Raw genomic sequence first — 19,277 nt, 5'->3', positions numbered from 1 at the left:
GCGGGGGGGCGCCCCGCCCACCCCCCCCCCGCCGGCGCTTGAGGCGCGGGCGCGGTAGCGCCGTATCGGGTCAGGGGCAGAGCCCCGGCCCCCTCAGCCCCGCCGGCGTTTGAGGCGACGGGCGCACAGCGCTCGTACGGGCTCGGGGGCGGAGCCCCGGCTCCCTCAGCCCCGCCGGCGTCTGAGGCGACGGGCGCACAGCGCTCGTACGGGCTCGGGGCGGAGCTCCGACTCCCCCAGCCCCGCCGGCGTTTGAGGCGCGGGTCCGGGCAGCGCTCGGGGAACGGTGGAAGGGCGGGTAGGGGACCCAGCTCCGCGCAGCGGCACACCACCCGCAGACGGCAGACGGCCCCGGCCGCTGACCGGCAGGGCAACGCCCCCGCCCGGCAAGGGCAGGGGCAGGGGTCAGGCAGCCAGCAGCGGACTTCCGCTCCGGCGGAGCCAGGCGCGGTACGGCGGGGTGCGGAGGGCGGCTTCGCGGTAGGCCTCGCGGAGGTCGTCGAAGACCTCCGCGTGCTCCCCCGGCCGGGTCGCGAGGAGCAGCCGTACCGCCAGCGGGTCCCCCGACAGCGGCCGGATGGCCATGTCGTCCCGCGGCCCGGACGTCGGCTGGCACGGCGCCACCGCCTCGCCGGACACGATCAGCGAGGCCGCCGTGTGGTAGTCGGCGTGCAGCACGGGCGGGTCGACGCCCGCGCCCGCGAAGGCCCGCCTGAGGCCGTCCCATTCACCGTCGACCGAGGGGTCCACCGTCCAGCGGTCCCCGGCCAGGTCCTCTAACGCCACCACCGGCGACCGCGCGGCGGGGTGGTCCAGCGACATGGACACGAACTGCGGCTCGCGGTCCATCAGCACCCGCAGTTCCAGCCCCTCCGGCACCCGCAGCGGACTGCCCTCCACCTCGTGCACGAACGCCACGTCCAGCTGCCCGCCCGCCGCCATCCGCAGCAGCGCGTTCGCCGAGACGTCGACCACCAGCGAGGTCTCCGTGTCCGGCGCCCGCCGGTGCAGCCGCCGCAGCCAGCCCGGCAGGGCCCGGCTCGCCGTCGAACCGATGCGCAGCCGGGGCCCGTTCGCCGCCGCCCGGGCCTCGGCGACCAGCGCGGCCATGTCCGCGAGCAGCGGCCGCGCCCGCCCCAGCACCGTGCGCCCGAAGGGGGTCGGCCGGCAGCCGGTCCGTTCGCGCAGGAACAGTTCGCCGTCCAGGGCCCGTTCGATGCGGCGCAGTTGCGTCGTCAGGGAGGGCTGGCTCACGCCGAGTTGCCGGGCGGCCTTGTGCAGACTGCCGGCGTCCTCGATCGCGCAGAGTGCGCGCAGGTGCCTCACCTCGAGCTCCATGACCCGAGGGTAGGCGGGCCCCGCGGACCGCACCAGCCACCGATAGCCCCCCGAATCCCGCCATTCTCACGCCAGTTGACCACCGTGCTTCTTGCCGAAACCTGCCCGATAGCCCTGCGCTATCGGGGTCTGACATCATCCCCCGGCCCCATCGGCTCCCGCAGACTCCGGTACCGGATGACCCATCCACCCCCCACCGCACCAGCCGAGTAGGAGCCCCCCACATGCGCCACTCCCGCAGGAACATGCTGTCCGCCGCCGCCGTCGGCCTCGGCGTCGCCGCCGCCCTCGGCGGCGTCGTCCCGACCGCCGGGGCCGCGGCCGCGTCACCGGCCGGCAGCCCGGCGAGCTACGCCGCGTACGAGCGTTCGGCGGAGAACGACGCCGCCACCCGGGCCTTCTTCGAGGCCGTGAAGCGGTCGGTCGCCGAGCAGCGGGCCGCGAACCCGGGCGCGGCCGCCGTCACCGTCACCTACAACACCCGCAGCGCGCCGAGCTTCCGTACCCAGATAGCCAGCTCCACCCGGATCTGGAACAGCTCGGTCACCAACGTGAAGCTCCAGGAGGTGTCCTCGGGCGGGAACTTCTCGTACCGCGAGGGCAACGACTCCCGCGGTTCGTACGCCAGCACGGACGGCCACGGGCGGGGCTACATCTTCCTGGACTACCGGCAGAACCAGCAGTACAACTCGACCCGCGTGACGGCGCACGAGACCGGTCACGTGCTGGGCCTGCCGGACCACTACTCGGGTCCGTGCAGCGAGCTGATGTCGGGCGGCGGTCCGGGCACCTCGTGCACGAACGCCAACCCGAACAGCGCCGAGCGGGCGCGCGTCAACCAGCTGTGGGCCAACGGCCTGGTCGCCTCGGGCCTGGACGCCAAGAACTAGGGCGGACCCGAGGGCTACCCCACGGGGTCGTAGAGGGTGCAGTCCGGGTTCCGGCAGGGACCCGGGCTCCACTCGGGTACGAAGATCCCCAGGGACTTGCGCCGTCGGAGCAACGTCTCCACGGCACGCCCGCAGGCCGGACACGTCTGCTGCTCGTGTCCGGCCCGCGGGGCGACCGTCCCGCGCTCGTGCTGCTGCTGTTCACCGGCCATACCTCCACGGTAGGCCGGTTTCGTGCGTGATGGCGCGGCCGGTCAGCGCTTGACGTCGTACGAGGTGACGACCTGGCCGCCGCCGAGGGCGGTGCAGCCGGTCAGCTCCAGGGGGCGCACCCCGAACCCGGCGCGGGACATCGGCATGCCGGTCCCGACGACGACGGGGTAGGTCTTGACGATGTACTCGTCGATCTCGTCCGCCAGCTGGGCCGCGAGGTCGGCGCCGCCGCACAGCCAGATGCCGAGGCCGTCCCGGGCCTTCATCTCGCGCACCGCGGCGACGAGGTCGCCGCTGATCAGCCGCACCTCCGGGTCGGGGGAGGCGGTGAGGCTGCGCGAGACCACGTACTGCTCGGGGATGTGGCCGTAAGGGCTGGGCATGCCCGCCTTGAGGCCGGGCTCGTACGTGTTGCGGCCCATGATCACCGCGTCGAAGCGCCGGGGTGCGGCGTCCTCGATGCCGAGCTGCTTGCGCCCTGCGCCCGAGATCGTCTCCGGGTACTCGGCGGTCAGGAGGCCGATGAACTCCGGGTCGACGTAGCTGTAGATGAAATCGGCATCGCCGTCCGGGGCTCCGATGAAGCCGTCGACGGTGGTGGCGATGAAGTACGTGAGCTTGCGCAAGCGATTCTCTTCCTTCGGGGAGTGCCGCCGCACCGGGGCACGTCAGCGAAAGTACTTCATGTGAAGTACTTTGCCAACCCCCGTTCGCGGGATGCGCGCGTTCAGCCCCGCGGCTTGCGCCACATCGGCCACATCAGCGGCCCCTCGGGCAGCCGCACCGCCTCACCGGTGAACTCCCACCCGAGCCGCTCGTACAGCACCTTGCTGCGCTCGCTGCTCGCCTCCAGATAGGCCGGGACCCCGTCCCGGTCGCAGCGCTCCAGCACCGGCCGCATCAGCTCGGTGCCCAGCCCCTCCCCCTGCCGGCCCGGGGCGACCGCGATCATCAGCAGGTACTCGTGCTCCTCGGCGGTGGGGTGCACCGCCCCGGTGAGCCGGCCGACCAGTTCGCAGCGCTCGTTGTCCGGGTCGGCGACCGCCCGCATCTTCGCCGGCACCTCGTCCTCCCCCTCCGGCTCCCCCGCCGGGACCCGCAGCCACAGCGCGGCCGCCGAGCCGTCCACCGCGTAGTCGATCCGGCCCCCGGCCAGCGTGACGTCCACGAACACCCCGAGGAACCTGCCGTGCACGGCGGCCCGGTGCTCCGGGTCCGGGAACACCCAGTTGCTCACCGGGTCGTCCCGGAAGGCCTCGTCCAGCAGGCGCGCGATCGCGTCCCGGTCCGACCGATCCGCCTGACGTATCTCCAGCACCACGGGGTCACACCCTTCACTCACAGGTCAACTGCCGCGAGTGATCCTAGAGTTGCCCCGCTCCCCCGCCACCGCCCGCCCGGGAAAAGGCCTGTTCCGGCGCCCCGCAGCGCCGGAACAGACCGCTCCGCGGCACCGGAACGAGCCGGCCGCTACTTGGTGCGCCGCGTCACGAACTCCGCGAGCGCCAGCAGCCCGCCCGCCGCACCGAGGTCGGGCACCGCCCGGGACAGCTCCTGCACCGCCCGGCCCATCCGGTCGGCGGCGTGGGCCTGCGCCCAGTCGCGGCCGCCGGCCCGCTCCACCGCCCGGGCGGCCCGGGGCACGTCGTCCTCCTTGAGCGGACCCGCGTACAGGAGCCCCAGCTCCTCCCCGGCCTCCGTGCCCGAGGTGAGGGCGGCCACCACCGGGAGGGACTTCTTGCGGGCGAGGAGGTCGGCCCCGGCGGGCTTGCCGGTGTGCCCGGGGTCGCCCCAGATGCCGATCAGGTCGTCGATCAGCTGGAAGGCCAGCCCCGCCTCCCGCCCGAAGGCGTCCATCGCCTCGACCTCGTCCGGCCCCGCACCCGCGTACAGCGCGCCCAGCGCGCAGGCGCAGCCGAGGAGCGCCCCGGTCTTGGCCGCCGCCATGGTCAGGCACTCGTCGAGCGAGACGTGCGTGCGCTCCTCGAAGGCGCAGTCCGCCTGCTGCCCCTCGCACAGCTCGACGACGCAGGCCGCGAGCCGGGCCGAGGCCCGCGCCGAGGCCGGGTGCGGGTCCTCGGCGAGCAGCCGCAGCGCGAGCGCCATCATGGCGTCGCCCGCGAGGATCGTGTGCGGGGTCCCGAAGACGGTCCAGGCGGTGGGCCGCCCGCGGCGGCGCACGTCCCGGTCGATGATGTCGTCGTGCAGCAGGGTGAAGTTGTGCGCGAGCTCCACGGCCGCCGCCGCCCGTACGGCGCCCCGCAGGGCCTCGGGGGGCGCCCCCAGGGCCTGCGCCGAGGCGAGGACGAGCGCGGGCCGGATGGCCTTGCCCGCACCGCCCGCGGCCGGGCTGCCGTCCTCGTGCTCCCAGCCGAAGTGGTACATCGCCACCCGGCGCATCGCGCCGGGCAGGCCCTCGACGGCCCGGCGCAGTTCCGGGTCGACCGTTCCTCTCGCACCTTCCAGCAGGGCCGCCGCTTCCTGCCCCTCGCCCGTGACGACGGTGTCGGCGGTCACCGGTCCCAGCGGCCGATCTCGACGTTCTCCAGGACGCCGAGCGCGTCCGGCACCAGGACGGCGGCGGAGAAGTAGGCGGTGACCAGGTAGGACATGATCGCCCGGTCGTCGATGCCCATGAAGCGCACGGACGTGCTGGGCTCGATCTCGTCGGGGATGCCGGGCTGGTGGAGGCCGATGACGCCCTGTTCCTCCTCGCCGGTGCGCATGCACAGGATGGAGGTCGTCCGGGCGGCGCTGATCGGGATCTTGGTGGACGGGAAGATCGGCACGCCCCGCCAGGCCGTCACGCGGGTGCCGGCGACATCGACCGTGTCCGGGTAGAGCCCGCGCCGGTTGCACTCGCGTCCGAAGGCGGCGATGGCCTGGGGGTGTGCCAGGAACAGCTTGGAGTCGCGCCGCATGGCGAGCAGTGCGTCGAAGTCGTCCGGGGTGGGCGCGCCGTCGTGGGGCTGGATGCGCTGGTCGTAGTCGGCGTTGTGGAGGAGGCCGAACTCCGGGTTGTTGAGCATCTCGTGCTCCTGGCGCTCCCGCAGCGCCTCGACCGTGAGCCGCAGCTGCTGCTCGGTCTGGTTCATCGGGTGGTTGTAGAGGTCGGCGACGCGGGTGTGGACGCGCAGGACCGTTTGTGCAATCGAGAGTTCGTACTCGCGCGGGCGCGGTTCGTAGTCGGCGAAGGCGCGGGGGAGGACGGCCTCGCCGGCGTGGCCGGCGGACAGCTCGATCGCGGCCTCGCCGTACGGGTTGGTGCGCCGCACCGGCCGGGTGCGCAGGTGGTCGAGGTGCGCCCGCAGCGAGTCGGCCCGGTCGGCGAGGAGCAGGAAGTCCTGCCGGGACAGCACGAGGGCCGTGCCGGGGGTGACGGCGCGGGCGGTGTACTCCCAGATGGCCGCCCCGTCGGTGAGCGAGGCCTCGCCGAAGTAGGCGCCGTCGGCGACGGTCCGCAGGACCGCGTCCTCGCCGTAGGGGCCGGGGCCGATCTGTTCGACGCGGCCGTGGGCGAGCAGGAAGACCTCGTCGGAGGGGCTGCCGAAGGAGGTGAGCTGCTGCCCGGCCTCGAAGTCGACCTGGCGGCAGCGCTCGGCGAGTTCGGCGAGGACCTCCGCGTCCCCGTACTCGCGCAGCAGCGGGAGCTCGCCGAGTTCGGCCGGGATGACCTGGACCCGGGAGCCGGTCTTCACGAACTCCACGACGCCGTTGCCGACGGTGTGGCTGAGGCGGCGGTTGACCCGGTAGGTGCCGCCCTGCACCGAGACCCACGGGAGCGTCTTGAGGAGCCACCGCGCGGTGATCTCCTGCATCTGCGGCGCGGACTTGGTCGTGGTTGCCAAGTTCCGCGCGGCCGCGGTCCCGAGACTGCTCTGCGGTGTCCGGGATTCGGCTTCGGAGCCTGCCTGGACCGACATGTATTTCCTTCCGATCACTCCATGGTCTGCGGAACGGAAGCCTTCCAGCGCGGTGCGTGACGGGACCACTACACAAACGGGTGGGACTGGAACCCGGGAGCCGGGGGCATGCTCAAAGGTTCAACGGCTTCACATTTCCTCCCGCAGACCTCACCGGTTTCGGCCATCGCGCGCGCCGGGGGCTCTTAATTTGTATCTGCGATGCCACTTTTCTATCCTGTGGTCATGCGGCTGACGCGATTCACGGACCTGGCGCTGCGCGTGCTCATGCGCCTGGCCGTCGAGGACACGGACCTCCCCACCACCCGCGAGGTGGCGGCGACCATGGAGGTTCCGTACACCCACACCGCCAAAGTGGTCGCCAGGCTGCAGCATCTCGGACTGGTCGAGGCCCGGCGCGGCCGCGGCGGCGGGCTCGCGCTCACCGCCGCCGGGCGCGCCGCCTCGGTGGGCGGGGTGGTGCGCGAGCTGGAGGGCGCGGGCGACGTCGTGGACTGCGACGGCGCCACCCCGTGCCCGCTGCGCGGGGCCTGCGTCCTGCGCGGCGCGCTCCGCCGGGCCCAGGAGGCCTTCTTCGCCGCACTGGACCCGCTCACGGTGAACGAGCTGGTGGCGGCCCCCACGGGACCCCTGCTGCTCGGCCTTTCGAGCGGCGGCGGCCGAGTGGCCGATTGACCGCACCCCCCGGCCCGCCTTCGAACGGATCTCCGTATGGCGGCGGACCTCTCCGAGCCCTTTAATACGAATCTGCGATACCAATTAAGCGAGGAGCCGCCATGCTGTCGGAGAAGTCGACCGCGACCGTACGCGCCACCCTGCCCGCCGTCGGGGCCGCCATCACGGACATCACGGAGCTGTTCTACGCGAAGCTCTTCGCGGCCCACCCGGCCCTGCTCCGGGACCTGTTCAACCGCGGCAACCAGAACGCCGGACTCCAGAAGCAGGCCCTGGCCGGCTCGATCGCCGCCTTCGCCACCCACCTCGTGGCGCACCCCGACACCCGGCCCGACGTGATGCTGAACCGCATCGCCCACAAGCACGCCTCCCTCGGCGTCACCCGCGCGCAGTACCCGGTCGTCCACCGGCACCTCTTCGAGGCGATAGCCGAGGTCCTCGGCGAGGCCGTGACCCCCGAGGTCGCCGAGGCCTGGGACGAGGTGTACTGGCTGATGGCGAACGCCCTGACCGCCATCGAGGAGCGGCTCTACGCCGAGCGGCAGGTGCTCGCCGGGGACGTCTGGCGGGAGTGGACGGTGGCCGCGCGGGTCGAGGAGACGGCCGACTGCACCACCTTCCACCTGACCCCCTCCGACGGCGCGCCCGCCCCCGGCTTCGCGCCCGGCCAGTACGTCTCGGTGCAGGTGGAACTCCCCGACGGCGCCCGCCAGATCCGCCAGTACAGCCTCTCCAGCTCCCCCGGCTCCCCCCTCCGCTCGATCACCGTCAAGCGGGTCCACGGCGGCGCCGGCCCCGACGGCGAGGTCTCGAACCACCTCCACGCCCGGATCCGCACCGGCGACGCCCTGCGCGTCTCGGCGCCGTACGGGGACCTGGTCCTCCAGGACACGGGCTCGCCCGTCCTGCTGGCCTCGGCGGGCATCGGCTGCACCCCGATGCTGTCGATGCTGGAGCACCTGGCCGACACCGGACACACCGGCAGGGTCACCGTGGTGCACGCCGACCGCAGCCCCGCCGACCACGCCCTGCGCGCGGACCACCGCGCCCTGACCCACAAGCTCGCCGACGCCGAAGCCCGCTTCTGGTACGCGGCGGGGGCCGAGGCCGGGGACTCCACCGGGCTCGTCGACCTCGGTGGCCTCCCCGTGGCCCGCGGCACGAAGGCGTACCTGTGCGGGCCGCTCCCCTTCATGCGGTCGGTGCGCGCCCAGCTGATCGCCGCGGGCGTCCCGGCCGCCGACATCCACTACGAGGTCTTCGGCCCGGACCTGTGGCTGGCCTCCGCGTGACGGCTGGCCGAAAGACGCCCTAGCCCCGGAAGGGCCGCCTCCGCTACACCGTTAAGTGACGGAACGAACACACACGGTGAAAGGAGGCGGCCATGTCCGCACCCATGTCCGCTGACCGCTTCATCCAGGCGCTGCGCGCCGAGGGCCTGACCGTCGTCGAGGTCGGCACCTGGCGCACCCGCAACCGCAACCACAGGGGCCCCTGGGGGCCCGTGCACGGGGTCATGGTCCACCACACCGTCACGCACGGCACCGCGTACACCGTGGAGCTCTGCCGCGACGGCGACTCCGCCCTGCCCGGCCCCCTCTGCCACGGAGTCATCACCAAGGACGGCCGGGTCCACCTCGTCGGCTACGGCCGCACCAACCACGCCGGCGCCGGCGACTCCGACGTCCTGGCGGCCGTGATCGCCGAGAAGCGGCTCCCCCCGGACAACGAGACCGACACCGACGGCAACCGCCACTTCTACGGCTTCGAGTGCGAGAACCTCGGCGACGGCCACGACCCCTGGCCGCCCGCACAGCTCGACGCCATCGCCCGCGCGGCCGCCGCCGTCTGCCGGGTCCACGGCTGGGGCGCCCGCTCGGTCATCGGCCACCGCGAATGGCAGCCCGGCAAGATCGACCCCAGGGGCTTCACCATGGACTGGCTGCGCGAACGCGTCGCCGACCGCCTCAAGTGACCCCCTGCACCACCCCGCGCCCGCCCTGACAATGGGCAGGTGACCCACCCCGAACTGCGCCCCCGCCCGCCGTCCCCCCTCGTCGAGGCGGCCGACGAACGCTTCGCCGCGCACGGGGTACGGCTCCTCCTCAAGCGGGACGACCTCGTCCACCCGGAGCTCCCCGGCAACAAGTGGCGCAAGCTCGCGCCGAACCTCCGGGCGGCGCTGGAGGCGGGCCGCGGCCGGCTCGCCACCTTCGGGGGCGCCTACTCCAACCACCTCCGGGCCACCGCGGCCGCCGGCCGGCTGCTCGGCCTGGAGACGGTCGGCATCGTCCGGGGCGACGAGCTGGCCGGACGCCCCCTCAACGACTCCCTCGCCCGCTGCGCCGCCGACGGCATGCGGCTCCACTTCACCACCCGCTCCGAGTACCGCCGCAAGGCCGACCCGGACACGCGGGACCGCCTGCTGGCCGCCGCCGGGGCCGCGGACGCGTACGTCGTCCCCGAGGGCGGCAGCAACGCGCTCGCCCTCACCGGCTGCGCGGAGCTCGGCCGCGAGCTGCGCGGGGCCTGCGACGTGGCGGCGGTGGCCTGCGGCACGGGCGGCACCCTGGCCGGCCTCGCGGCGGGGCTGGCCCCGGGGCAGCGGGCGCTGGGCGTACCGGTGCTGGCCGGCGGCTTCCTGGAAGCGGAGATACGTTCCCTCCAGGCGGCGGCCTTCGGCGGCCCGGCCGGGAACTGGACCCTGGCGGAGGGCTTCGACCACGGGGGCTACGCCCGGATCCCGCCCGCGCTCGACGCCTTCGCCGCCGACTTCGAGTCCCGGCACGGGCTCCCGGTGGAGCGGATCTACGTCGCGAAGCTCCTCTGGGCCCTGCACGCCCTGACGGCGTCCGGCGCCTTCCCCCGGGGCACGACCGTGACCGCCGTCATCACGGGCCGCCCGTAGCCCCGCCCGCGTACCGCCGCGCGGACCCGCGCCTCGAACGCCGGCGGGGCTCGATCCGGCCGGGCGGGGCCGGGGTCAGCCCGACTCCTCCCGATACGCCGCCGCCTCCTCCAGGTCCAGCCGGCGCAGCAGCGCGCGGAGCATCTCGTCGTCGATGCGGCGGCGGTCGCGGAGGGAGACGAAGACCTCGCGCTCGGCCCCGATCATCTCCCGGGCCAGCCGCCGGTAGACGTCGTCCGCCGACTCCCCCGTCAGCGGGTTGACCTCGCCCAGCCGCTCCCACACCGCGTTGCGCCGCCGTTCCAGCACCGTCCGCAGCCGGTCCGCCAGCGGCGGCGGCAGGGTGCCGTTCTCCGGCCGCTCCAGGAGCTCCGCCAGCCGCTCCTCCGCCGCCCGCGAGGCCTCGCTCTGCGCCTGCGCCTCCGCGAGGGTCTCCGCCTGCACGTCCCGCGGCGGCAGCTTCAGCGCCCTGATCAGGGGCGGCAGGGTGAGGCCCTGCACCACCAGGGTGCCGATGACGGTCGTGAAGGTGAGGAAGAGGATCAGGTTCCGGTGCGGCACGTCCATCGGCACGGAGAACGCGATCGCCAGCGAGACGACACCGCGCATCCCGGCCCATCCGACGACCACCGGGGACTTCCAGTCGGTCTCCGGCTCCCGCTGCCGGATCCGCTCCGACACCCACCTCGGCACGAAGGTGGCCGGGAACACCCACAGGAACCGTGCCGCGACCACCGCGAGGAACACCGCGAGGGCGTACCAGGCCGCGACCGCCCCCTCGTACTCGCCGAGCCCCTTGAGGACCACCGGCAGCTGGAGCCCGATCAGCGCGAACACCACCGACTCCAGCACGAAAGCGACCACCTTCCACACGGCCTCCTCCTGGAGCCGCGTGGCGAAGTCGACCTGCCAGTTGCGGTGGCCGAGGTACAGCCCGACGACGACCACGGCCAGCACCCCCGAGGCGTGCACCCGCTCCGCCGCCGCGTACGCCACGAACGGGATCAGCAGCGACAGGGTGTTCTGCAGCAGCGGCTCCTTCAGCCGCTTCCTCAGCTGGTGGATGGGGACCATCAGCAGCAGGCCCACCCCGACCCCGCCCACCGACGCCAGCAGGAACTCCGCGACCCCGCCCGCCCAGCCGGCGCTCACGCCGACCGCCGCGGCCAGCGCCACCTTGTAGGCGGTGATGGCCGTGGCGTCGTTCACCAGGGACTCGCCCTGGAGGATCGTCGTCATCCGGTTCGGCAGCCCCAGCCGCCGCGCGATCGCCGTCGCCGCGACCGCGTCCGGCGGCGCGACCACCGCCCCCAGCACCAGCGCCACCGGCAGCGACAGCCCCGGGACCAGCAGGTACGCGACGTAGCCGACGGCGAGCGTCGCGAAGAGCACGTAGCCCACCGACAGCAGCGCGATCGGCCGCGCGTTGGCCCGCAGGTCCAGGTACGAGCTGTCCACCGCCGCCGTGTGCAGCAGCGGCGGGAGCAGCAGCGGCAGCACGATGTGCGGGTCGAGGGCGTACGAGGGCACCCCCGGCACGTACGCGGCGATCAGACCCGCGGCGACCAGCAGCAGCGGGGCCGGGACGGGCGTGCGCCGGGCGACGCCCGCCACGGCGGCGCTCCCGGCGACCAGCGCCACCAGCGGCAGTACCTCCATCGAAGATCCATCCCCATCCGTCGTCACCGTCGTCGCGCCCGCACCCCGGCCTTAACCTGGCCATCATGAGCGAGTGCACCCACGTTGCCGAACTGCCGCGCCCCGAACCGGTCCCGCATGCGCTGACCTGCCCGGAATGCGAGGTGCTCGGGAGTCATCCGGTACAGCTCCGGATGTGTCTCGGCTGCGGGTACGTGGGCTGCTGCGACTCCTCCCCCCACCGGCACGCCACCGCCCACCACCAGGAGAGCGGACATCCCGTGATGCGGAGCTACGAACCGGGCGAAACCTGGCGCTGGTGCTTCGTCGACGGTTCGATCGTCTGAAGACCCGGATTGGATCACCCCGGGACCACGGTTCGATCGGCGGCAGCGGGGTAGGTCAACCCTCCGCCGGTTCCCCCGAATTGGGCCCGCAGACCCCTAGCCACTGTGCGTACTCATGGGCTTACCATCAGTCACCGCATGGGGTGGGGTCGGCCCGGTCGCTCCCAGCGGGCGCCATGAGGGGTGCCGCGACACGATCACCCGGATCGCGATAGCGTCACCGGCGAACAGAGCTCGTACCACCTTGGAGGTGAGGGTGTCCCAGATCGCAGGCGAGCCCGGGACCCAGGACTTCGTGGAAGTCCGGCTGCCGGCTGCGGGTGCCTACCTGTCGGTGCTGCGAACGGCCACGGCCGGTCTCGCGGCACGTTTGGACTTCACCCTCGACGAGATCGAGGACCTCCGCATCGCGGTGGACGAGGCCTGCGCGATCCTGCTCCAGCAGGCCGTGCCGGGCTCCGTCCTCAGCTGCGTCTTCCGGCTGATCGACGATTCGCTGGAAGTGACCGTCTCCGCCCCGACCACGGACGGGCGGGCGCCGGAGCGCGACACGTTCGCGTGGACGGTCCTGTCGGCCCTGGCCGGCAAGGTCGAGGCGACGGTCGAGGACAACAAGACAGTGAGCATCAGCCTCTACAAACAGCGCGGCGCGGGGCCAGGCCCGGCGTGAGCGGCGGGGAGATCCCGGTGCGGGGCGGGGATCGGCCCCGGGTGAGGCACGAGGTCGACGGCGGCATCCCGGAGCAGCAGCACGCCCGGCCGCACCCGGCCGAGGCGGATGCGGAAGACGGCTTTTTGGACTCGGCGGAGCGACGGGCGGGCCCTATGAGCGAGAACCAGCACGACCAACCACAGCCCCCGGAGGCAGCGGCCCCGGAGGTGCCGGCCCCGCCCCTGGCGGTGCCGGATCCGCGGGACCGCAGCGGCGCGCGGGCCCTGTTCTTCGAGCTGCGGCAGCTGCCCGAGGGATCGCCCGAGCGGGCGGAGCTGCGCAACCGGCTGGTCCGGATGCACCTGCCGCTGGTCGAACACCTGGCGCGGCGGTTCCGCAACCGCGGCGAGCCGCTGGACGACCTGACCCAGGTCGCGACCATCGGCCTGATCAAGTCGGTGGACCGGTTCGACCCGGACCGCGGGGTCGAGTTCTCCACGTACGCCACGCCCACCGTGGTCGGCGAGATCAAGCGGCACTTCCGCGACAAGGGCTGGGCGGTACGCGTACCCCGGCGGCTCCAGGAGCTGCGGCTCTCGCTGACCACGGCCACGGCGGAGCTGTCCCAGCAGCACGGCCGGTCGCCGACGGTGCACGAGCTGGCCGAGCGGCTCGGGATCTCCGAGGAGGAGGTGCTGGAGGGGCTGGAGTCGGCCAATGCCTACAGCACGCTCTCCCTGGACGTGCCGGACACCGACGACGAGTCGCCGGCGGTCGCTGACACCCTGGGCTCCGAGGACGAGGCGCTGGAGGGCGTCGAGTACCGGGAGTCCCTCAAGCCGCTGCTGGAGGGACTGCCGCCGAGGGAGAAGCGGATCCTGCTGCTGCGCTTCTTCGGCAACATGACCCAGTCGCAGATCGCGCAGGAGGTCGGCATCTCCCAGATGCACGTCTCGCGGCTGCTGGCCCGCACCCTGGCCCAGCTCCGGGAGAAGCTCCTCGTCGAGGAGTAGCCGGCGCCGGAGCGGACGCGGGGCCCGGCTCCGGTCGAGCCCCGGTCTACCGGCCCTGGTCCGCCGGTCCGATGCCCAGCGCCTCGGTCGCCGTCGGGTTCACCAGCAGCGCGACGACGGCCACCGCCGCCAGGGCCAGGGCCACGGCGGCGGCGGTCATCGCCCCGCCGGTGGTCCACAGGGTCCAGGCCACCGGCAGCGCCATCAGCTGGGTGATCAGCGCCGGGCCGCGGCTCCAGCGGCGGCCCAGGCGCAGCCCGTGCGCCGCGATCAGCGGGAGGGCGGCGAGGGCGAGCAGGGTGATGCCGCCGGTCTCGGCCTGCTGCGGGGAGTCGGGGTCGCCCGCGATGCCGACGAACAGCATGTAGACGCCGAGCCCGGCCAGCGCCAGGCCCTCCAGCGCGGTCAGCGCGGCGGCGGCGGTCAGCCGGCCCGGCAGCGCTGCGGGCTCGGGGGCGACGGGGGCTCGGGGGGTCGGCTTCTTGCTCACCCCAGCAGGGTAGCCGCGCACCCGGGGGCCCGGAGGGTACGGTCGGTATGGGCCGCATGTGGAGGGGTGGGTACTCTGGCGACCATGCGTGCTCTCCTCGTGGCCAACCCTGCAGCGACGACCACCAGTGCGCGCACACGCGACGTCCTGACCCACGCCCTGGCCAGCGAGATGAAGCTGGAGGCGGTGACCACCGAGTACCGGGGGCACGCCCGCGACCTCGGGCGCAGGGCCGCCCGGGAGGGCGTCGACCTGGTCGTGGCGCTCGGCGGCGACGGCACGGTGAACGAGGTCGTCAACGGACTCCTGCACGAGGGCCCCGATCCCGAGCGGCTGCCGGGGCTGGCCGTGGTCCCGGGCGGTTCGACGAACGTGTTCGCCCGCGCGCTCGGACTGCCGAACGATTCGGTCGAGGCGACGGGCGCCCTGCTGGACGCGCTGCGCGAGAAGCGGGAGCGGACGGTGGGCCTGGGCCTGGCGTCCGGGGTCCCGGGGACCGAGGACGAATCGGTGCCGGAGCGCTGGTTCACGTTCTGCGCGGGCTTCGGTTTCGACGCCGGCGTGGTGGGACGGGTGGAGCAGCAGCGCGAGCGCGGCAAGCGTTCGACCCACGCGCTGTACGTGCGGCAGCTGATGCGCCAGTTCTGGGAGGAGCCCAACCGGCGGCACGGCACGATCACGCTGGAGCAGCCCGGCGCGGATCCGGTGACGGATCTGGTGCTCTCGATAGTCTGCAACACCTCGCCGTGGACGTATCTGGGGAACAAGCCCCTCTACGCCTCTCCCGAGGCCTCTTTCGACACCGCACTTGACGTATTGGCGCTGGACCGTTTGTCAACTCCGGCCGTGGCCAGGTACGCGACACAGCTCCTGACCTCGACTCCTGAGCGCGGTCCGCACGGCAAGCACGCGCTGTCCCTGCACGATCTGACGGACTTCACCTTGCATTCGAAGGTTCCCCTCCCATTCCAGATGGACGGGGATCACCTCGGACTGCGTACCAGCGTTCGGTTCACAGGCGTACGCCGTGCACTGCGTGTGATTGTGTGAGTGGAAGGGCCCAAAGTCCTTTCAGTCGAACGTTTACACGCCAGTCCACCCCCAGGAACTAGGGCTGTGACCTAGTAGACACCGACGAATCCAAAAAAACTTTCCGGAAGGGGTTGTATCCCCGTCCGAGGTTTGCGAATCTCTACATGGCGATCGGGACAGCCCGCAGAACCCGGCACCCACACAGACCGCCAGAACCCCACCACGAATCTTCGGACCGCACCAGGCAACTGGGCGTCGGCCCTTCCCTCACGGGGGGATTCGTGAAAGCGTTCACATTCACAAGCAACCTGCCCGCAATACAAGGAGATGGAGCAGCCATGGACTGGCGTCACAACGCCGTTTGCCGCGAGGAAGACCCGGAACTCTTCTTCCCCATCGGCAACACCGGTCCTGCGCTGCTGCAGATCGAGGAAGCCAAGGCCGTCTGCCGCCGCTGCCCCGTCATGGAGCAGTGCCTGCAGTGGGCGCTCGAGTCCGGCCAGGACTCCGGCGTCTGGGGCGGTCTCAGCGAGGACGAGCGCCGCGCCATGAAGCGCCGCGCCGCTCGCAATCGGGCGCGTAACGCCACCGCCTGACATCGACTTTCGAGCCTCGAGCCGCAGCGCGTAGAACCCGTACAAGCGCTCAGCAACGTGCTCTTGAGCCCCGGACCGGTAACCCTTCGGTCCGGGGCTCAGTGCTGTGCCGCGGCAGTGCGGCCGAACGGCCCGTCACCCTGAGTGACGGGCCGTTCGTCTTACTTCTGCGGGCTGGCGGGTACGTCGAGGACGACCCGGGTGCCGCGGGGCTCGGCCCGGACCATGTCGAAGGTGCCGCCGAGCTCACCCTCCACCAGGGTCCGCACGATCTGCAGCCCGAGGTTGCCGGCCCGCTGGGGGTCGAAGCCCTCGGGCAGGCCGCAGCCGTCGTCCACGATGGTGATCAGCAGCCGGGTGTCCTTGCGGCCGCTGCCGGAGCGGCTGGCCGACACCTCCACGGTGCCGCCCTCCCCTTGGGTGAAGGCGTGCTCCAGGGCGTTCTGGAGGATCTCGGTCAGCACCATCGACAGCGGAGTGGCCACCTCCGCGTCCAGGATCCCGAACCGGCCGAGGCGCCGGCACTCCACCCGGCCGGGCGAGATCTCGGCGACCATCGCGATCACGCGATCGGCGATCTCGTCGAACTCGACCCGCTCGTCGAGGTTCTGGGACAGGGTCTCGTGCACGATCGCGATCGAACCGACGCGGCGCACCGCCTCGTTGAGCGCCTCCCTGGCCTGGGGCGAATCCATTCGCCTGCCCTGGAGCCGCAAGAGGGCGGCCACCGTCTGGAGGTTGTTCTTCACCCGGTGGTGGATCTCCCGGATGGTGGCGTCCTTGGTGATCAGTTCACGTTCGCGACGGCGCAGTTCGGTGACGTCCCGGCACAGGACGAGCGAGCCGATGCGGGTGCCCTTGGGCTTGAGCGGGATGGCGCGCAGCTGGATGACGCCGCCGTTGCCCTCGACCTCGGTCTCGCGCGGGGCCCAGCCGCTGGCGAGCTTGACGAGGGCCTCGTCCACCGGGCCCCGGGAGGGGGCGAGTTCGGCGGTGGTGGTGCCCAGGTGCTGGCCGACCAGATCGGCGGCGAGGCCGAGGCGGTGGTAGGCGGAGAGCGCGTTCGGGGACGCGTACGTCACCACGCCGTCGGCGTCGAGGCGGATCAGGCCGTCGCCGACGCGCGGGGAGGCGTCCATGTCGACCTGCTGCCCCGGGAAGGGGAAGGCGCCCGCGGCGATCATCTGGGCGAGGTCGGAGGCGGACTGGAGGTAGGTCAGCTCCAGTCGGCTGGGTGTACGCACAGTGAGCAGGTTGGTGTTCCGCGCGATCACGCCGAGCACCCGGCCCTCGCGGCGGACGGGGATCGACTCGACGCGGACCGGCACCTCCTCGCGCCACTCCGGGTCGCCCTCGCGCACGATGCGGCCCTCGTCGAGGGCGGCGTCGAGGAGCGGGCGGCGGCCGCGCGGGACCAGGTGGCCGACCATGTCGTCCTGGTACGAGGTGGGGCCGGTGTTGGGCCGCATCTGCGCCACGGAGACGTACCGGGTGCCGTCGAGGGTGGGGACCCAGAGCACGAGGTCGGCGAAGGACAGGTCGGAGAGCAGCTGCCACTCCGAGACCAGCAGGTGCAACCACTCCAGGTCGGTTTCACTGAGAGCGGTGTGCTGGCGTACGAGGTCGTTCATGGAGGGCACCTTGCGAGCGTACCCCGGGTACGGGGATGACTTTCCCCACCACGAATACTCAGGAGTATCCAGGAAGGGCACACTCCGCGTACTGTTGGAGAAAGTGACGGGGCAGTAGACCCTGCACTTGGATGGACAGGACAGATTGGTCTAGTCCACAATTGGGTTTCAGGCTTCCGCCCTCCCCGCACAGGAGGACGGATCGAGGTGGCCACGCGTTCTGCCCTGACCGCGCAGGCACCTCCCAACGGCCGCCGGGCACCGCACACCCTACGGCCGTGAGTACTCCGGGCTACGGTGCCGGGTGGGTTGAGGGTCCCGCCCTGCACCGTGGCCCAGAGGAATCGCCTCCCGTGCGGATTCCCCGGGCGGATTCCCCCGGCGCCCCTATCGCGGCCAGGCCAGCAGCGCCCGCTCGGCGACCGCTTCCAGCTCTTCCCGGGTCGCCCCGTCGCGCGACTGCTGCGACATCCCCTGGAGCACCGCCCCGGCGAAGCGGGCCAGCGCCCGCGCGTCCGTCCCGGCCGGCAGCGCTCCGCTCGCGACGTCGGCCCTGATCCGGCTCTCGAACAGCTCCAGATTGGCGTTGCGGCGCTCGCGCAGGGCCTCGGCCACCTCCTCCGAGGTGGTGTTGGCGGCCGCGCTGATCACCATGCAGCCCGGCGGATGGGCGGGGTCGGTGTAGATCTCGGCGGCCTCGCGCAGGATGCGGCCGATGGCCGCGGCGGCGGTGGGCTCCTCGGCGAGCGCCACGCTCGCGAAGTCCCCGTACCGGCTGCCGTAGACCACCACGACCTCGTCGAAGAGCTTGCGCTTGTCGCCGAAGGCGGCGTAGAGGCTGGGTGCGCCGATGCCCAGGTTGCGGGTCAGGTCCGCGATGGACGTGGTCTCGTAGCCCTGCTCCCAGAAGGTGAGCATCGCCTTTTCGAGGGCGGCGGCCCGGTCGAAGGAGCGGGGCCTGCCGCGCTGTCCTGTCACCATGCCCGCCATTCTATAGCGGCCGCTACGGAATCTGGTACGGTCCCTTTCTGTAGCGACCACTAGCAATTGACGGAGGGGGGCGCGTCATGGGCGTGCTCAAGGGGAAGACGGCACTGGTCACGGGCGGCAGCCGGGGCATCGGGAGGGCCGTCGCCGAGCGGCTGGCACGGGACGGGGCGCTGGTCGCGGTGCACTACGGGCGCAACGAGGCGGCGGCGAAGGAGACCGTCGGGGCGATCGAGGCGGCCGGGGGCCGGGCCTTCGCCATCGGGGCGGAGCTGGGGGTGCCCGGGGACGCACAGGCGCTCTGGGCCGCGTACGAGGCCCACCCCGCGCACACCGAGCAGGTGGACGTCCTGGTGAACAACGCCGGGGCGGCGACCTTCGCCGGCATCGGGGAGACGGACGAGGAGACCTTCCAGCGGATCCAGGCCCTGGGTTCCCAGGCGCCGTTCTTCGTGATCAAGCACGGGCTGGACCGGCTGGCGGACGGGGGCCGGATCGTGAACGTGACCGGCACCCCGCACATCGCCCTGCCGGCGATCCTGGCCACGGTCATGGCCAAGGGGGCGGTGAACGCGCTGACGGTGTCCCTGGCCGCCGCGCTCGCGCCGCGCGGGATCACCGTGAACTCGGTGGGCCCCGGCATCACGGCGACCGATCTGAACGCCGCCTGGCTGGCCGATCCGGCGGCCCGGGCGCACGCCGCCTCCCGCTCGGTCTTCGACCGGGTGGGCACGGTGGAGGAGGTCGCCGACGTGGTGGCCTTCCTGGCCTCGCCGGACTCCCGCTGGGTCACGGGCCAGCACCTGGACGCCACCGGCGGACTCCAGCTGGCGCTGCTCTAGCAGGCCCGGTTCCCGGCCCCCGCCGACCGGGCGGGGGGCCGGGAACGGGGGGACGATGGATCGGGCGGAGTACCGCCATCCGGGGGCACGCTCTGCTAGATT

21 protein-coding genes are annotated in these 19,277 nt (G+C 72.7%); 11 read left to right on the top strand and 10 right to left on the bottom strand.

Features of this window, described 5'->3' with window-relative positions; all coding sequences use genetic code 11:
* Positions 1–405 precede the first annotated feature (405 nt).
* Entirely contained in the window at positions 406–1,338 is a 933-nt protein-coding gene (locus ACIPW5_RS15600; protein ID WP_401244855.1) for a LysR substrate-binding domain-containing protein, read from the bottom strand.
* 224 nt (positions 1,339–1,562) lie between these two features.
* On the opposite strand from ACIPW5_RS15600, the gene snpA reads away from it, so the two are divergent.
* Positions 1,563–2,228 (top strand): snapalysin, encoded by a 666-nt coding sequence (gene snpA, locus ACIPW5_RS15595; protein ID WP_401244853.1) that lies wholly within the window; start codon positions 1,563–1,565, stop codon positions 2,226–2,228.
* A 14-nt stretch (positions 2,229–2,242) separates the two neighbouring features.
* On the opposite strand, the gene ACIPW5_RS15590 is transcribed toward snpA, so the two are convergent.
* From ACIPW5_RS15590 to ACIPW5_RS15570, 5 genes are all read right to left on the bottom strand, one after another.
* Positions 2,243–2,440, bottom strand: a complete 198-nt coding sequence (locus ACIPW5_RS15590; protein ID WP_401244851.1) for a hypothetical protein — start codon at positions 2,438–2,440, stop codon at positions 2,243–2,245.
* Between the two features lie 42 nt (positions 2,441–2,482).
* Positions 2,483–3,067, bottom strand: a complete 585-nt coding sequence (locus ACIPW5_RS15585; RefSeq protein WP_401244850.1) for a dihydrofolate reductase family protein — start codon at positions 3,065–3,067, stop codon at positions 2,483–2,485.
* A gap of 101 nt (positions 3,068–3,168) precedes the next feature.
* Positions 3,169–3,762, bottom strand: a complete 594-nt coding sequence (locus ACIPW5_RS15580) for a GNAT family N-acetyltransferase (protein WP_401244848.1) — start codon at positions 3,760–3,762, stop codon at positions 3,169–3,171.
* A gap of 149 nt (positions 3,763–3,911) precedes the next feature.
* The gene (locus ACIPW5_RS15575) at positions 3,912–4,967 is read right to left on the bottom strand and encodes a family 2 encapsulin nanocompartment cargo protein polyprenyl transferase (protein ID WP_401244887.1); all 1,056 of its coding nucleotides are present in this window, start codon (positions 4,965–4,967) and stop codon (positions 3,912–3,914) included.
* Positions 4,955–6,364, bottom strand: coding sequence for a family 2B encapsulin nanocompartment shell protein (locus ACIPW5_RS15570; RefSeq protein ID WP_401244846.1), 1,410 nt, complete (start codon positions 6,362–6,364; stop codon positions 4,955–4,957). Before ACIPW5_RS15570 ends, ACIPW5_RS15575 begins: the two co-directional genes overlap by 13 nt.
* Before the next feature lie 225 nt (positions 6,365–6,589).
* Here ACIPW5_RS15570 and ACIPW5_RS15565 point away from each other — a divergent pair, with 225 nt between their 5' ends.
* The 4 genes from ACIPW5_RS15565 (at position 6,590) to ACIPW5_RS15550 (ending at position 9,947) form a co-directional block, all read left to right on the top strand.
* Complete coding sequence (locus tag ACIPW5_RS15565; protein ID WP_401244844.1) at positions 6,590–7,039, top strand: RrF2 family transcriptional regulator; 450 nt, start codon at positions 6,590–6,592, stop codon at positions 7,037–7,039.
* 101 nt (positions 7,040–7,140) lie between these two features.
* Positions 7,141–8,331, top strand: coding sequence for a globin domain-containing protein (locus tag ACIPW5_RS15560; RefSeq protein WP_401244842.1), 1,191 nt, complete (start codon positions 7,141–7,143; stop codon positions 8,329–8,331).
* A gap of 92 nt (positions 8,332–8,423) precedes the next feature.
* The gene (locus ACIPW5_RS15555) at positions 8,424–9,014 is read left to right on the top strand and encodes an N-acetylmuramoyl-L-alanine amidase (RefSeq protein WP_401244840.1); all 591 of its coding nucleotides are present in this window, start codon (positions 8,424–8,426) and stop codon (positions 9,012–9,014) included.
* Positions 9,015–9,053: 39 nt separating this feature from the next.
* Complete coding sequence (locus ACIPW5_RS15550) at positions 9,054–9,947, top strand: 1-aminocyclopropane-1-carboxylate deaminase/D-cysteine desulfhydrase (RefSeq protein WP_401244838.1); 894 nt, start codon at positions 9,054–9,056, stop codon at positions 9,945–9,947.
* Between the two features lie 75 nt (positions 9,948–10,022).
* Here the strand turns inward: ACIPW5_RS15550 and ACIPW5_RS15545 are convergent, their stop codons facing one another.
* Positions 10,023–11,606, bottom strand: a complete 1,584-nt coding sequence (locus ACIPW5_RS15545) for a Na+/H+ antiporter (RefSeq protein WP_401244836.1) — start codon at positions 11,604–11,606, stop codon at positions 10,023–10,025.
* Positions 11,607–11,671: 65 nt separating this feature from the next.
* Here ACIPW5_RS15545 and ACIPW5_RS15540 point away from each other — a divergent pair, with 65 nt between their 5' ends.
* The 3 genes from ACIPW5_RS15540 (at position 11,672) to ACIPW5_RS15530 (ending at position 13,597) form a co-directional block, all read left to right on the top strand.
* On the top strand, positions 11,672–11,932 hold the full coding sequence (locus ACIPW5_RS15540; protein WP_401244834.1) for a UBP-type zinc finger domain-containing protein: 261 nt from the start codon (positions 11,672–11,674) through the stop codon (positions 11,930–11,932).
* Between the two features lie 256 nt (positions 11,933–12,188).
* Positions 12,189–12,602 (top strand): anti-sigma regulatory factor, encoded by a 414-nt coding sequence (locus ACIPW5_RS15535; protein WP_007266463.1) that lies wholly within the window; start codon positions 12,189–12,191, stop codon positions 12,600–12,602.
* Between the two features lie 41 nt (positions 12,603–12,643).
* Positions 12,644–13,597: an RNA polymerase sigma factor SigF gene (locus ACIPW5_RS15530; RefSeq protein WP_401244832.1), complete on the top strand. Its 954-nt coding sequence runs from the start codon at positions 12,644–12,646 to the stop codon at positions 13,595–13,597.
* A gap of 46 nt (positions 13,598–13,643) precedes the next feature.
* On the opposite strand, the gene ACIPW5_RS15525 is transcribed toward ACIPW5_RS15530, so the two are convergent.
* A complete protein-coding gene (locus ACIPW5_RS15525) occupies positions 13,644–14,087 on the bottom strand; it encodes a hypothetical protein (protein ID WP_401244830.1) in 444 nt (147 codons plus the stop codon).
* 84 nt (positions 14,088–14,171) lie between these two features.
* Here ACIPW5_RS15525 and ACIPW5_RS15520 point away from each other — a divergent pair, with 84 nt between their 5' ends.
* A complete protein-coding gene (locus ACIPW5_RS15520) occupies positions 14,172–15,137 on the top strand; it encodes a diacylglycerol/lipid kinase family protein (RefSeq protein WP_401244828.1) in 966 nt (321 codons plus the stop codon).
* Between the two features lie 320 nt (positions 15,138–15,457).
* On the top strand, positions 15,458–15,715 hold the full coding sequence (locus ACIPW5_RS15515) for a WhiB family transcriptional regulator (protein ID WP_004937597.1): 258 nt from the start codon (positions 15,458–15,460) through the stop codon (positions 15,713–15,715).
* Between the two features lie 161 nt (positions 15,716–15,876).
* Here ACIPW5_RS15515 and ACIPW5_RS15510 read toward each other — a convergent pair whose 3' ends face one another.
* Together ACIPW5_RS15510 and ACIPW5_RS15505 are read right to left on the bottom strand one after the other, a co-directional pair.
* On the bottom strand, positions 15,877–17,346 hold the full coding sequence (locus ACIPW5_RS15510) for a sensor histidine kinase (protein WP_401244827.1): 1,470 nt from the start codon (positions 17,344–17,346) through the stop codon (positions 15,877–15,879).
* 387 nt (positions 17,347–17,733) lie between these two features.
* On the bottom strand, positions 17,734–18,327 hold the full coding sequence (locus ACIPW5_RS15505; protein WP_401244825.1) for a TetR/AcrR family transcriptional regulator: 594 nt from the start codon (positions 18,325–18,327) through the stop codon (positions 17,734–17,736).
* A gap of 86 nt (positions 18,328–18,413) precedes the next feature.
* Here ACIPW5_RS15505 and ACIPW5_RS15500 point away from each other — a divergent pair, with 86 nt between their 5' ends.
* Positions 18,414–19,175 carry an SDR family oxidoreductase gene (locus ACIPW5_RS15500; protein ID WP_401244823.1) on the top strand — a complete coding sequence of 254 codons (762 nt, stop codon included), beginning with the start codon at positions 18,414–18,416 and terminating at the stop codon, positions 19,173–19,175.
* Positions 19,176–19,277: the final 102 nt, after the last annotated feature.

This window comes from Streptomyces sp. NPDC090077 (genome assembly GCF_044747545.1).
GTDB lineage: Bacteria > Actinomycetota > Actinomycetes > Streptomycetales > Streptomycetaceae > Streptomyces.
Note: the sequence above shows the minus strand (reverse complement) of the source record. Positions and strands in the feature narration are given on the sequence as shown.